The sequence below is a fragment of the Mycobacterium sp. NGS59 genome, assembly GCF_059812345.1.
On record NZ_JCALCN010000006.1, the window covers coordinates 178,000 to 192,470 of the forward strand.

The 14,471-nt window shown below is 67.5% G+C and carries 10 protein-coding genes; 7 read left to right on the forward strand and 3 right to left on the reverse strand.

Features of this window, described 5'->3' with window-relative positions; all coding sequences use genetic code 11:
• Positions 1-132 precede the first annotated feature (132 nt).
• A complete protein-coding gene (locus AC5Y46_RS09895) occupies positions 133-1,512 on the forward strand; it encodes an HNH endonuclease signature motif containing protein (protein ID WP_499990909.1) in 1,380 nt (459 codons plus the stop codon).
• Here the strand turns inward: AC5Y46_RS09895 and AC5Y46_RS09900 are convergent.
• The 3 genes from AC5Y46_RS09900 to AC5Y46_RS09910 all read right to left on the reverse strand — a co-directional run bounded on the left by AC5Y46_RS09900 (position 1,509) and on the right by AC5Y46_RS09910 (position 6,210).
• Positions 1,509-3,425 (reverse strand): spermine/spermidine synthase domain-containing protein, encoded by a 1,917-nt coding sequence (locus tag AC5Y46_RS09900; RefSeq protein WP_499943098.1) that lies wholly within the window; start codon positions 3,423-3,425, stop codon positions 1,509-1,511. The genes AC5Y46_RS09895 and AC5Y46_RS09900 overlap by 4 nt on opposite strands.
• Before the next feature lie 9 nt (positions 3,426-3,434).
• A complete protein-coding gene (locus AC5Y46_RS09905; RefSeq protein ID WP_499943099.1) occupies positions 3,435-5,054 on the reverse strand; it encodes an N-acetylmuramoyl-L-alanine amidase in 1,620 nt (539 codons plus the stop codon).
• A 124-nt stretch (positions 5,055-5,178) separates the two neighbouring features.
• The gene (locus AC5Y46_RS09910) at positions 5,179-6,210 is read right to left on the reverse strand and encodes a hypothetical protein (RefSeq protein ID WP_499943100.1); all 1,032 of its coding nucleotides are present in this window, start codon (positions 6,208-6,210) and stop codon (positions 5,179-5,181) included.
• Between the two features lie 230 nt (positions 6,211-6,440).
• Here AC5Y46_RS09910 and glf point away from each other — a divergent pair, with 230 nt between their 5' ends.
• The 6 genes from glf (at position 6,441) to AC5Y46_RS09940 (ending at position 14,343) form a co-directional block, all read left to right on the forward strand.
• Complete coding sequence (gene glf / locus AC5Y46_RS09915) at positions 6,441-7,652, forward strand: UDP-galactopyranose mutase (protein WP_499990910.1); 1,212 nt, start codon at positions 6,441-6,443, stop codon at positions 7,650-7,652.
• Complete coding sequence (locus tag AC5Y46_RS09920) at positions 7,649-9,544, forward strand: glycosyltransferase (RefSeq protein WP_499943102.1); 1,896 nt, start codon at positions 7,649-7,651, stop codon at positions 9,542-9,544. Before glf ends, AC5Y46_RS09920 begins: the two co-directional genes overlap by 4 nt.
• The gene (locus AC5Y46_RS09925; RefSeq protein WP_499943103.1) at positions 9,537-10,085 is read left to right on the forward strand and encodes a phosphatase PAP2 family protein; all 549 of its coding nucleotides are present in this window, start codon (positions 9,537-9,539) and stop codon (positions 10,083-10,085) included. Before AC5Y46_RS09920 ends, AC5Y46_RS09925 begins: the two co-directional genes overlap by 8 nt.
• On the forward strand, positions 10,082-10,996 hold the full coding sequence (locus tag AC5Y46_RS09930; protein WP_499943104.1) for a decaprenyl-phosphate phosphoribosyltransferase: 915 nt from the start codon (positions 10,082-10,084) through the stop codon (positions 10,994-10,996). The genes AC5Y46_RS09925 and AC5Y46_RS09930 overlap by 4 nt, the downstream gene beginning before the upstream one ends.
• Positions 10,983-12,962: a terminal beta-(1->2)-arabinofuranosyltransferase gene (aftB, locus tag AC5Y46_RS09935; RefSeq protein WP_499943105.1), complete on the forward strand. Its 1,980-nt coding sequence runs from the start codon at positions 10,983-10,985 to the stop codon at positions 12,960-12,962. The genes AC5Y46_RS09930 and aftB overlap by 14 nt, the downstream gene beginning before the upstream one ends.
• 346 nt (positions 12,963-13,308) lie before the next feature.
• On the forward strand, positions 13,309-14,343 hold the full coding sequence (locus tag AC5Y46_RS09940) for an esterase family protein (protein ID WP_499943106.1): 1,035 nt from the start codon (positions 13,309-13,311) through the stop codon (positions 14,341-14,343).
• The last annotated feature ends 128 nt before the right edge of the window (positions 14,344-14,471 follow it).

Below are 14,471 nucleotides of genomic sequence, written 5' to 3' on the forward strand. Positions count from 1 at the left end.
GAACGTCCGGCGCTATTGCGGGATGTCGACCGGTCGGGATCCGCATCAGCCCTTATCCACAGTTGAATGTTTGTGCACAGCTTGGTCTTTGGCTTCGCGTGCTTGTCGGTGCCGGTTCGTAAAATCAGCGGTATGCCAGCCAGCACGGACGCGGAGATCGAGGAGGTTCTCGGCGGGCTGGAGGCATTCGCCGATAGGGCGTGTGGGTTGAGTTTCGACCGGCTGGATACGGCCGGGTCGTTGGCGGTGCGGGAACGCCTGCAGCGGGTGGTGCGCAAATTGCGGGTGCCTGGTCATGTGATCGTCAATCAGCTCGTGGAGACCGCGACCAATGAGGAGTTGGGCGGCACGGTGGCAGTGGCGTTGGCCAACCGGTTGCGGATCAGTAAGTCCGAAGCTGACCGCTGTGTGGCCGAGGCCGCCGATCTGGGTCCGCGCCGCGCGTTGACCGGTGAGCCGCTGGAGCCGGTGCTGGCCCACACCGCCGCCGCTGAGCGCCAAGGGTTGATCGGCAGCGAACAGGTTTCGGTGATTCGCAAGTTCTTCAAGAAATTGCCCGAGGCCGTTGATGTGGCCACCCGCGCTGATGCCGAAGCCAAGCTGGTGTTGGTGGCCACCGGGTTTCGCCCCGATGAACTGGCCGAATATGCCCAGGTGCTCAAGGACTGTCTCAAGCCCGACGGCGACTTCGTGCCCGACGAAGCCGACGAGGCCGAGCGGGCCCGCAGCAGACGCGGCATCACCATCGGGCGCCAGCAGTCCGATGGCACGTCCAAGCTCACCGGTCTGATCTCCCCGCAGCTGCGGGCCACCCTGGAGCCGGTGCTGGCCAAACTGGGCGCCCCGGGCATGTGTAACCCCGCAGACGAACACCCGACCGTCGACGGACGCGCCCCGCAGGAAGCGGTGCAGCGCGATGCCCGCAGCGCCGAACAGCGCAACCACGACGGGCTGCTGGCCGCGCTGCGCGCGTTGTTGATGTCGAAGAAGCTGGGTCGCCATCACGGGTTGCCGACCTGCATCGTGATCACCACCACCCTGGCCGAACTCGAAGCCGGCGCCGGGCACGGGCTGACCGCGGGAGGCACCTTGTTGCCGATGGCCGATGTGATCGCCCAAGCCTCGCATGCCTACCAATATTTGGCGGTGTTCGACAAGGACAAAACCAAAGCTCTCTATCACGGCAAACGGATCGCTTCCCCCGAGCAGCGGCTGGTGCTGCTGTCCAAGGAGCGGGGTTGCACCTGCCCGGGTTGCACCGTCAAGGGCTACTGGACCCAGGTCCATCACGTGGAGTCTTGGCTGAAAACACGGCGCACCGTCATCGACGAACTCACTCTGGCCTGCGCACCGCACAACCGGATGGTCGAACGACGCAAATACACCACCCGCAAGACCCGCGGCCGCACCGAATGGATTCCACCCAAAAACCTCGACTATGGCCAACCCCGCATCAACTGCATGCACCACCCCGAAAAACCCGTCCAACCCGACGACGACGAAGAACCCTAGTGGCGCAACGACATCGGCGGAACGCTGCTAGCCGTCAGTGCGGCGGCATCGATGGTGCGGGGACGGTAGGCCAGCCCCGGGAGCCGTGCCGACATGAGCGCTACCGGGTCCTGCCCAACTGGTTGCGACAAGCCGGACAGAAACGCCCACTCGTGCTCGTCGCTACCGAAATACACTACGGTGTCGAACGTTTCGCCGAAGCGCCGCCACGAGGAGCGCAAGGTGTCGTTGCGCCACAGCGTCGGGCAACCCGCCTGACCGACCGCAACGCCGGCGATCTCACGGCACCGCTGCAGGAAGCCGATGTCGTACAGCCGGTTGTGCTGCGCCGGCGCGGTTCGTTCGTCGGGAAGGTCGACTACGACGATGTCGTACAGGTCGGAGGCCTGCTCTACGAAGTCCCAGCCGTCACCGTAGTGCATGGTGACCGCACCGAGTCCCCTTTCCGCTCTATGTAATTCGTCCATCGTGTAGCCGTACGGCAAGTGTTCGGCGCACAGCCGCACCGCTGTGCGGTCGATGTCGACGTGGTCGACGCGGGTGGCCCCGGCGGCCACGGCCAGTTGGCTCACCACGCCCTCACCGGAGCCGATGATCAGTACCCGCTCGACCTTGTCGGCCAGTAGCAACGCCGGGACCAGAAGCGCCTCGTGGTAGACCAGCTGGCTCAGCTCCGTGCTTTGCCGGTCACCGTCGCTGAATAGTGTTATGCCCTGGGCAGTTCGGCCGATAACGAGGTGCTGATAGTCGGTTCGGACGTCGCAGAGCACGTCGGACAATTCCCAATGCCGAGTCAGGCCAGGGCCTAGCGGCTCGACGATCGTCCGTCCGGTCTCCCCGCCCGGCGCGAAATACGTTGGCAGCGGATCGAACCCGTTGAAGCTCACCGACGCGTAGCTGGTCGTGTATGCGCCGGCGTCCTCGATGCGGACGGAATCACCGGGACGCAGCGTGACCGGCAGCGGATAATTTTGATAGAGCACGTCGTCGCCGTCGCAGGTCGGGCCGGCGAGCACGGCGTCCGCCACCGGGTCGCTGTCACGAGGCGTCCGCAGCCGGTAGCGGATGTATTCGTTCTCGGTTTCGGCGAGACCGCCGTAGCGACCGATGTCCAGATAAACCCAACGCCGTCCGTCGGTTCCGGTGCGCACCGACACCACTTCGCACGAGATGGTCCCAGCCGATCCCACGATCACCCGGCCCGGCTCCAGCACGAGATGTGGTGTGCGCGAGCCGAAATAGCTTCGGATGGCCACCGTGATGACATCTGCAATCTCAGAAAGTTCCGGTGCCGTCGCCGCGTACCCAATAGGAAACCCGCCACCCACGTTGATCGTCGTCAGTACGCCGACCGCATCGAAAATGGTTGCCGCACAGCGAATGCCCAACTCCCAGGCAGAAGGCTGGGGCTGCTGCGAACCGACGTGGAAACACACCCCCGCCGCTGTCAGCCCGAGCTCACCCGCACGACGCAGCAGACCGGGAGCCGCCTGTGGCGCACACCCGAACTTGTGGCCGAACGGTGTCACCGATGACGGAAACGCAGGCGCTATCCGGCATTCCACCTCTGCCCCGGGGGCGTGCTCGGCGATGACGGCCAGATCGTGTTCGGAGTCGAAGGCGAAACGCCGCACCCCGCCGGCATATGCGGAGGCCACCGTCGCCGGTTTCTTGACGGTGTTCCCGAACGCCAGCCGCGTGCCGTCGATACCGGCCGCAACACAGGCGTCGACCTCACCGACGGAGGCGACGTCGAACGCCGCGCCCTCGTCGGCCAGCACACGCAGGATGGGCCGAGCCGGGTTCGCCTTGACGGCATAGCGGATCTGGGCGGCGGGCAGTACGTTGCGCAGCGCGCAGAAGTTGCCCCGTACCCGGTCCAGATCGATCGTGAGGTACGGGGTTTCGGGCACCCGGCCAGACTAGTTGGGTGGATGCGCGGGCAGCGAGAAGTGTTCGTCCGGTACGTTCGGACCGCTCGGCGGTTGTGTCGACAGGGGCGTGGTGATCCCGTCGACGACTTCGGTGATGTCGCCGGTGAGCCGCTCGAAGTTGAGCGTTCCGTGCTGGAAGTTCTGGGTGATGCGCAGCGGTTCCTGAATCTCTGCGCTGGTGGGCAACCCGAGCTGGCCGCGTTCGTAACTCTGGGCCGCCCAGGCGTCGTAGATGGCGCCGGTGACCGGCTGCACGCCGGTCGCCTCGGACCAATACATCGCGCCCTTGGCGAACGTGACGAACCGCGATCCGGCGGCACCGTCGTCCTCTGGTGACGTCGGGGCACCCAGCACACTGTTCATGCCACCCATCGCCTGCCAGCGCTGATAGATCGCGCCGCCTTCCAGCGCCTTGATCAGCTCCTCCGGCGGATCGTTGAAATGCGCTGCGAGGTCGCGGATCTCGTCCATCAAGGCATACGCCGCGTTGCCCGGGCAATCGGTGTTGCCGACGTCGCGATGGGTGAAGATGGCCGGCAGCTTGGCCACCGCACCGGCCGGAAACACCGTGTAGGAACCGCCCTCTGACTCCAGTTCCACCGCGCCCTTCGGGTCGACGTCGGCCATCCCCAGCCGCCAGCCCAGCAGGCGGCCCGTGGTGCGCAACTGGATGGGGGTGGGCGCCACGTCGTCGAAGTTGCCGATCATCGCCACACCCCAGGTTTCGCGATTGAATCCGCCGGTGTGGAACCCTTCCACCGGCTTGGTCAGCCCGCCGGCGCTGCCTTCGAATACCTGCCCGTACTTGTCGACCAACGCGTTGTAGGCGATGTCGCACCAGCCCAAGGTCTTGGAGTGGTAGGTGTAGATCGCCTTGACGATGCCGGCCGATTCCAGTGGCGAGTAGTCGTTGCTGCCCGCGGTGTGGTGGACGACGCCGGCCCGGACCGCCCGGTCGTACTGCGGGCTGCCGCAACGCAACGATTCATCGGCGCCCCACTGTGCGCGGCTGATGATGGGCGGGGCCTGCCCCGGCATCGTCACCCCAGCCGGTGGGGTCGGGTGGATTTCGGCCGGGGCCTGCGGTGGCGAGATGAGGATCGCCGAGATGTTCTGCCCGAACGGTTGTTCCCTGCTGGCCGGTCGATAGCCCAATCCGCCCCGGTCGGCGGGTGCGGGCGGCGCCTGTGTCACCGGCGCATCCGTCGGTCTGGTGACCGCGATCTGCACGGCGGTCGTGGTGCCGACGAACACAGGATCGGTACTGCGCGGATCGTCGGGCGCCGCCGGGCCGTTCGGCGCCGCCGTTTGGTACTCCGTCTGATACCACGGTCCCCACGACCCGTCGGACCGCCGGGCGCGGACCCGGGTCGAGGTCCCGGCCAGGTCACCAGTGAAGGCGACCAGCGAGAACGGCGTGGTCTGGGAGAGTTCCCGGACGGTCACACCTCCCCCGAGACCCACCAGGGGCTGCTCGGCGAGCTGGGTGTCGCCGGTCGCCGGCGCCGGACGGGTGTCGTGCGGCTGGCCGATCAACAGCCACGACGCGATGACGACCGTCGCCGCGAACGCGGTGAGCAGCATCGTCGGAGCCCGACCGTGAGGCATCAGCCGATGTTACGTGTGTGTCTGGTGTTTCTTATGAGGCGACACGGCAGTTACGGCAGAAACATGTCGACGACACCGCAGAGGGGACTCTGCGGTGTCGTCAGGTGACAGGTTCTGCGGCGTGCTAGACGGGTGGCGCCTCGGGTACGGCGGCCGTGGCTGCCGCCGGGATGGCTGCGGCCGCGCCGGGTATTGCGGCTACCGCCCCAGGAACCGCGGCCGCCGCCCCGGGCAATGCGGCCGCCGCGCCGGGCAGGGCGGACACGGCACCCGGGACCGCCGCGGCTGCGGCGCCGGGCACGGTGGCAGCTGCGGCGGGGATGCCGGGAACCGCCGGCAGTGCCGGTGTGGCGCCGGCGCCCGCAGCTGCCGGTGCACCCGCGCCACCCTGGACGCCCTGCATGAGCGCCGGCATGATCAGGCCTTTGAGCAGGTCGATGGCCTGGCTGGCGCCCAGCTGGTTGGCCGCCTGCATCAGGTCACTGACCAGGCCGCCGCCTCCGCCGCTGCTTCCCGAGGCCACGGGACTGACCGGCGCCAGCCCGGTGCCGGCTCCGCCCAGGCCAGAGGTGTCACCCAGGATCGGATAGGTGCCGTCGGCGCCCGGGTCCAGACCGACCGGCGCCGAGATCGGAACTTCACCGGTGGCGGCACCGGCGGCCGGGCTCAGGCCGGTGGCCGGGCTGAGACCCGGCGCGACCCCGGTCGGGCTGGTCAGACCCGGGTTGCTCAGAGCCGGGTTGACGCCCGCGCCCCCGGTCGTCGGCGACACGGTGGTGCCAGGCAGTGCCAGCGACCCCGGCGTGCTCGGCGACAGGCCCGGCGTCAGGCTGGTCCCGCCGAGACCAGGACTGGCCAGGCCGGGACTGGTGCCCAGCCCGGCGGTGCCCAGGCCGGTGCTGGGGGAGCTGCTGCCGCCCAGCGCGGGCACCGGCGGCAAGTTGACACCGAACTGCGAAAGCCCCTGCGAGAGCGCGGATATCAGCTCGCCCGGCAGGTCGGCAACGTTAGCTGCCTGCTTGAACTCGTGGTGTTCCACCGGCTTGGTGTCGGCTGTCGATTCGTAGACCAGGAAGTACGCGCACGGACTTGCGACTGCCAGGGCGGCGACCGCGCTCATGGCTGTCGAGAACTTGCGTCGGCGACGGTTCGGCACGGAAGTCTCCTCAATATGTCTTGGCTGCAGGCAGTAAACCCGCACCACCGATGGTACGAGTGGGATTGGTGTGACTGGTGTGGCGATACCGAATCGTGAGGCGAGTGGTTCACAGGTGTGACGTTCGTCGGGCGGCCCGCCGCTTCGTGCTCGCGTACCTGGGAAAACCCGGCCCCGCGCGACCCGCCTAGTCGGGTTTCGGCGCGCAGGTCCGATACCCTAGGCAACCGATGTCCACGCGCTTCGACTCTTCCCCTCGCTATGACCTCTTCGTCGTCGGCTCCGGATTTTTCGGCCTGACGATCGCCGAGCGCGTGGCGACCCAACTCGACAAGCGGGTTCTCGTCGTCGAGCGCCGCCCGCACATCGGCGGCAACGCCTATTCCGAGCCCGAGCCGCAGACCGGGATCGAAGTGCACAAGTACGGGGCGCACCTGTTCCACACCTCGAACAAGAAGGTGTGGGACTACGTGCGGCAGTTCACCGACTTCACGAACTACCAGCACCGGGTGTTCGCGATGCACAACGGGCAGGCCTACCAGTTCCCGATGGGTCTGGGTCTGGTGTCGCAGTTCTTCGGCCGCTATTTCAGCCCGGAGGAAGCGCGGCAGCTGATCGCCGAGCAGGCATCGGAAATCGAGACCGCCGACGCGCAGAACCTGGAAGAGAAGGCCATCTCGCTGATCGGCCGTCCCCTCTACGAGGCCTTCGTGAAGGGCTACACCGCCAAGCAGTGGCAGACCGACCCCAAAGAACTGCCCGCGGCCAACATCACCCGGCTGCCGGTGCGCTACACCTTCGACAACCGCTACTTCAGCGACACCTACGAAGGCCTGCCCGTCGACGGTTACACCGCCTGGCTGCAGAACATGGCCGCCGACGACCGCATCGAGGTCCGGCTGGACACCGACTGGTTCGACGTCCGCGACGCACTACGCCGGGACAATCCCGAGGCGCCGGTGGTGTACACCGGTCCGCTGGACCGCTACTTCGACTACGCCGAGGGCCGACTGGGCTGGCGCACACTGGATTTCGAACTCGAAGTGCTGCCGATCGGGGATTTCCAGGGCACCCCGGTGATGAACTACAACGACCCCGACGTCCCCTACACCCGCATCCACGAGTTCCGCCATTTCCACACCGAGCGCACTTACCCGACGGACAAGACGGTGATCATGCGCGAGTACTCGAGGTTCGCCGAAGACGACGACGAGCCCTACTACCCGATCAACACCGAGGCCGACCGCGCCCTGTTGGCCGCCTATCGGGCCCGGGCGAAGTCGGAGACCGCGACATCGAAGGTGCTGTTCGGCGGGCGATTGGGCACCTACCAATATCTGGATATGCACATGGCCATAGCCAGCGCTCTGAGCATGTACGACAACGTCGTCGCGCCGCACCTTCGCGACGGCGCGCCGCTAATCGAGGAAACATCTGTATGACCGCCGTCAGTCTGCTGTCCCGCATCCTCCTGCCGCGTCCCGGTGAGCCCCTCGACGTGCGCAAGCTGTATCTGGAGGAATCGACCACCAACGCACGTCGCGCCCACGCCACCAGCCGCACGTCGTTGCAGATCGGCGCGGAGTCCGAGGTGTCGTTCGCGACCTATTTCAACGCGTTCCCGGCCAGCTACTGGCGGCGCTGGTCCATCTGTACCTCGGTGGTGCTGCGGGTCGAGCTGACCGGAGCCGGACGCGTCGACGTCTACCGGACCAAGGCCACCGGCGCACGCATCTACATCGAGGGCCACCCCTTCGGCGGCACCGAGGACGCCCCCGCGGTTTTGGAGATCGAGGTCGCGCTCAAGCCGTTCGAGGACGGCGGCTGGATCTGGTTCGACATCACCACCGACACCGCGGTCACGCTGCGCAGCGGTGGCTGGTACGCGGCCGTGCCCGCGCCGGGAACCGCCAACGTCGCGGTCGGGATCCCGACCTTCAACCGGCCCGCCGACTGCGCCAACGCGCTGCGCGACCTCACCGCCGACCCGTTGGTCGACGAGGTGATCGGCGCGGTGATCGTGCCCGACCAGGGCACCCGCAAGGTGCGTGACCACCCGGACTTCCCGGCCGCGGCCGAGCGGCTGGGCAACCGGCTGTCGATTCACGACCAGCCCAACCTCGGTGGCTCCGGCGGCTACAGCCGGGTGATGTACGAGGCGCTGAAAAACACCGACTGCCAACAGATCCTGTTCATGGACGACGACATCCGCATCGAGCCGGACTCGATCCTGCGGGTGCTGGCGATGAGCCGGTTCGCCAAGACCCCGATGCTGGTCGGCGGGCAGATGCTGAACTTGCAGGAGCCGTCGCACCTGCACATCATGGGCGAGGTCGTCGACCAGTCGAATTTCATGTGGACCGCCGCCCCGCACGCCGAATACGACCACGACTTCGCCGAGTACCCGCTCAACGACAGCGAGGACAAGAGCAAGCTGCTGCACCGGCGCATCGACGTCAACTACAACGGCTGGTGGACGTGCATGATCCCGCGCCAGGTCGCCGAGGACCTGGGCCAGCCGCTGCCGCTGTTCATCAAGTGGGACGACGCGGACTACGGGCTGCGTGCCGCCGAGCACGGCTACCCGACCGTCACGCTGCCCGGCGCGGCGATCTGGCACATGGCGTGGAGCGACAAGGACGACGCCATCGACTGGCAGGCCTACTTCCACCTGCGCAACCGGCTGGTGGTGGCGGCCATGCACTGGGACGGTGACGTCTCCGGCCTTGTCCGCAGCCACCTCAAGGCGACGCTCAAACACCTTGCCTGCCTTGAATATTCGACGGTGGCGATTCAGAACCGGGCGATCGACGACTTCCTGGCCGGCCCGGAGCACATCTTCTCCATCCTGGAATCCGCCCTGCCGGAGGTCCATCGGCTGCGCAAGGAGTACCCGGACGCGGTGGTGCTGCCGGCCGCCAGCGAGCTGCCCCCACCGGCACACCAGAGCAAAGCCATGAAGCCGCCGGTGAATCCGGTGACGATCAGCTACCGGCTGGCGCGCGGAATCCTGCACAACCTCAAGGCCGCCGATCCCGCGGCCCATCAGCGGCCCGAGTACAACGTGCCGACCCAGGACGCGCGCTGGTTCCGGTTGTGCACGGTCGACGGCGTCACGGTCACCACCGCCGACGGCTGTGGTGTGGTCTACCGGCAGCGCGACCGGGCCAAGATGTTCGCGCTGCTGGCGCAGTCGTTGCGCCGCCAGCGCCAGCTGGCACGCCGGTTCGACGAGATGCGCCGGCTGTACCGCGAGTCGCTGCCGGTGCTGTCCAGCAAGCAGAAGTGGGAGTCGGTGCTGCTACCGGCCGACGCGGCAGCGCGTCATGGCTGAAGCCGTCCCGTCGGGGGAGCCGCCGTCGGGGGAGATCGCGGCGATGGTGGCCGTCCAGTCCGCGCTGGCAGATCGGCCGGGTGCGCTGAGCGCGGCGCGTGCGCTGTCGCACTTCGGCGAGCACAGCATCGGCTGGCTGATCGTGTCGCTGGTGGGCGCGATCCTGTCGCCGGCCCGCCGCCGCGACTGGGTCGTGGCCGGGGCCGGCGCGTTCGCGGCGCACGCCGCGGCGGTCGTGGTCAAGCGGGTGGTGCGACGCACCCGTCCCAAACATCCCGCCGTCGCGGTCAACGTCGGCACCCCCAGCCGGCTCAGTTTCCCCTCCGCGCACGCCACGTCGACGACGGCCGCGGCGCTGCTGCTGCGCCGCGCTACCGGGCTGCCGCTGCCGGCGGCACTGATTCCGCCCATGGCGCTGTCCCGGATACTGCTGGGCGTGCACTATCCCAGCGACGTGGTGGCCGGTGTGGCTCTGGGCGCCGGGGTCGCCGCGGCAACCGTGCGGGTGGACAGCACGGTTCGACAAAGGTGGCTGCGATGAGCGAAGACCTGGCCGAGAAGACCGGACCGCCCGGCAACCTGGTCACCGGTGTGATCAAGGCGATCCGGCCGCGGCAGTGGGTGAAGAACGTATTGGTGCTGGCCGCGCCGTTGGCCGCCGCGGGCCGGGGTCAGCGTTACGACTGGCTGGACATGGCGACCAAGGTCGGCGTGGCCTTCGCGGTGTTCAGCCTGGCGGCCTCGGCGGTCTATCTGGTCAACGACGCGCGCGACGTCGAGGCCGACCGCGAACACCCGACCAAGCGGTTCCGGCCGATCGCGGCCGGGGTGGTGCCCGAATGGCTGGCCTACACCCTGGCGGTGGTCCTGGGTGTCGTCTCGCTCGGTATTTCGTACTGGCTGACGCCGAACCTGGCGGTCGTCATGGCGGTCTACCTCGTCATGCAGATGGGGTATTGCTTCGGCCTCAAGCACCAAGCGGTGATCGACGTCTGCATCGTGTCGTCGGCGTATCTGATCCGCGCCATCGCCGGCGGCGCGGCCACCGACACCCACCTGTCCCAATGGTTCCTGCTGACGGCCGCCTTCGGATCGCTGTTCATGGTGGCCGGCAAGCGCTACGCCGAGCTGCAGCTGGCCGAACGCACCGGGGCTCAGATCCGCAAGTCGCTGGAAAGCTACACCAGCACCTACCTGCGATTCGTCTGGACAATGTCGGCCACCGCGGTGGTGCTGTGCTACGGGCTGTGGGCGTTCGAGCGCGACGGCGCCAAAGGGTCGTGGTACGCGGTGTCGATGATCCCGTTCACCATCGCGATCCTGCGTTACGCCGTGGACGTCGACGGCGGGCTGGCCGGAGAGCCCGAGGACATCGCGCTGCGCGACCGGGTGCTGCAACTGCTGGCGCTGGCGTGGATCGCAACAGTGGGTGCTGCTGTTGCTTTCGGCTAGCGAACGGTTCCGCGCGCTCCAGCAGGCTGCGCTGGCTCGCCGGCCGGCGGTCCGGCGCGTCAAGTGGCCCGCCTTTCCCTACACCGTCATGGTCCGGGTCAGCCTGTGGATCAGCGTGGCGGTGGTCGCGGTGCTGTTCGGCTGGGGGGCCTGGCAACGACGCTGGATCGCCGACGACGGACTGATCGTGCTGCGCACGGTGCGGAATCTGTTGGCCGGCAACGGGCCGGTGTTCAACATGGGCGAACGCGTCGAGGCCAACACCTCGACGGTCTGGACCTATCTGCTGTACGTCATCAGCTGGCTGGGCGAGCCGGTCCGCCTGGAGTACGTCGCGCTGGCCGCGGCGCTGACGCTGTCGGTGCTCGGCGTCGTCCTGCTGATGTTGGGCACGGCGCGGTTGTATGCACCGAGCCTGCGGGGCCGGCGGGCGATCATGCTGCCCGCCGGGGCGCTCGTCTACATCGCGCTGCCGCCGGCCCGCGACTTCGCCACCTCGGGTCTGGAGAACGGGCTGGTACTGGCCTATCTGGGTTTGCTGTGGTGGATGATGGTCTGCTGGGCGCAGCCGCTGCGGGTCCGCCCCCAGGCCTGGGCCTTCATCCTCGCGCTGGCCTTCGTCGCCGGATGCAGCGTGCTGGTCCGGCCGGAATTGGCGCTGATCGGCGGGGTGGCGCTGATCATGTTGCTGATCGCGGCGCGCAATTGGCGCGACCGGGCGCTGATCGTGGCGGCGGGTGGTCTGCTGCCGGTCGGCTACCAGATCTTTCGGATGGGCTACTACGGATTGCTGGTGCCCAGTACCGCCCTGGCCAAGGACGCCGCCGGCGACAAGTTGTCCCAGGGCTTGATCTACCTGGCCAACTTCAACCAGCCCTATCTGCTCTGGCTTCCGCTGGTGCTGCTGGTCCCGCTGGGAGTCATCCTGATGCTGGCGCGGCGGCGGCGGTCGTTCATCCGGCCCGCGCTGGCGCCCGACTACGGCCGGATAGCCAGGTCGGTGCAGAGTCCGGCGGCCGTGGTGATCTTCATGGTCGTCAGCGGCCTGCTGCAGGGGTTCTACTGGATCCGCCAAGGCGGTGACTTCATGCACGCCCGGGTACTGCTGACACCGGTGTTCTGTTTGCTGGCACCCGTAGCGGTGATCCCGGTGATGATCCCCGACGGCAAGGATTTCAGCCGGGAGACCGGTTACTGGCTGGCCGGCGCGGTCAGCGCGCTGTGGCTGGGGGTGGCCGGATGGTCGCTGTGGGCGGCGAACTCCCCCGGAATGGGTGACGACGCCACCCACGTCACGTACTCCGGAATCGTCGACGAGCGGCGCTTCTACGCCCAGGCAACCGGGCGCGCGCATCCGCTGACCGCGGCCGACTACCTGGATTACCCGCGGATGGCCGCCGTGCTGGTCGCGCTCGACAACACCCCGGGAGGCGCGTTGCTGTTGCCGTCGGGCAACTACACCCGATGGGATCTGGTGCCGATGATCCCGCCGGGCAGCGCCCCTGGCATCCCGGCAGACCAAAAGCCGCAGCACGCGGTGTTTTTCACCAACCTCGGGATGCTGGGCATGAACGTCGGCCTGGACGTCCGGGTGATCGACCAGATCGGGCTGGCGAACCCGTTGGCCGCGCACACCGAACGGCTCAAGCACGGCCGGATCGGCCACGACAAGAATCTGTTCCCCGACTGGGTGGTGGCCGACGGGCCGTGGGTGAAGTGGCCGCCGGGCATCCCGGGCTACCTCGACCCCCAGTGGGTGGCTGAAGCCGAAGCGGCGCTGCGCTGCCCGGAGACCCAGGCTGTGCTGAACTCGGTACGTGCCCCGATGAGCGTGCGCCGCTTCGTGTCCAACGTGCTGCACGCCTACGAGTTCACCCAGTACCGCATCGACCGGATCCCGCGCAACGCGCTGATCAAGTGCGGACTCGAGGTGCCGCACGTACCGGCCGCGCCTCCTCGTGAGTGACGCGATCGCCAAGATTTTTTTCCCGATTTCCGTGCCGCGGGGCCCACGACCGCGGTTCCGACTCTGATAGCAAACTGTCATTTCAGCCGTCACCAGCGGCCACCCGATGACGGGCACATGCGGAAACGCCGATCTCGGATGCGTTTTCAACGTTGTCGATCACACCGAAACCGCGCCGATGGAGGCGCCCAGCGACTCCCTGGAGGAGAGCCGGTGCCGGAAGATGTGGTTGACTACAGAAGCACTGCAGCGCCGCGTGCGTGCAGTCTGACCCAATTCGGGACGCGCCCCCAAGCAAGACGATGCATTAAGGACGCGCACAAGGATGAGGATGAGGAAGCAAGGAATGAAGCTTGTTGACAGGTTTCGTGGCGCCGTGACGGGTATGCCGCGCCGACTCGCTGTGGGAGCCGTGGGTGCGGCCCTGCTCGCGAGCCTGGTCGGTTTCGTCGGCGGCTCGGCGACCGCGAGTGCGTTCTCGCGTCCGGGCCTCCCGGTGGAGTACCTGCAGGTGCCTTCGGCGGCAATGGGCCGCGAGATCAAGGTCCAGTTCCAGAGCGGTGGCGCCAACGCGCCGGCCCTGTACCTGCTCGACGGCATGCGCGCTCAGGAGGACTTCAACGGCTGGGACATCAACACCCCGGCATTCGAGTGGTACCTGCAGTCGGGTCTGGCTGTGGTCATGCCGGTCGGCGGGCAGTCCAGCTTTTACAGCGACTGGTACAAGCCGGCCTGCGGTAAGGCGGGCTGCACCACCTACAAGTGGGAGACCTTCCTGACCAACGAGCTGCCCGCGTACCTGGCCGCCAACAAGTCGGTCAAGCCGACCGGTAGCGCCGCGGTGGGTCTGTCGATGGCCGGCTCGTCCGCGCTGATCCTGGCCGCTTACCACCCCAGCCAGTTCATCTACGCCGGCTCGCTGTCGGCGCTGCTGGACCCGTCGCAGGGGATGGGCCCGTCGCTGATCGGTCTGGCCATGGGCGACGCCGGTGGCTACAAGAAGGACGACATGTGGGGTCCGACGAGCGACCCGGCGTGGGCCCGCAACGACCCGACGCTGCAGGTCGGCCAGCTGGTCGCCAACAACACCCGCATCTGGATCTACTGCGGTAACGGCAAGCCGTCCGAGCTGGGTGGCGACAACCTGCCCGCCAAGTTCCTCGAGGGCTTCGTTCGGGACAGCAACATCAAGTTCCAGAACGCCTACAACGCGGCCGGTGGCCACAACGCGGTGTTCAACTTCGACGCCAACGGCACGCACGACTGGCCGTACTGGGGTGCGCAGCTGAACGCGATGAAGGGTGACATCCAGTCCACGCTGGGTGCGACCCCCGGCGCCGGCCCGGCCACCGCGGCCACGGCTCCGACCGCGGGCACCTAAACCCGCGCCAGGCAACACGCAACTGACGGCGGCGACCTATGGGTCGCCGCCGTTGGTTGTTAGCGCCCCTTTATCCCGTCGATACCGGTGTGGTTAGCTACCTTCCGGTAGGTGGACACGGTGGAGGT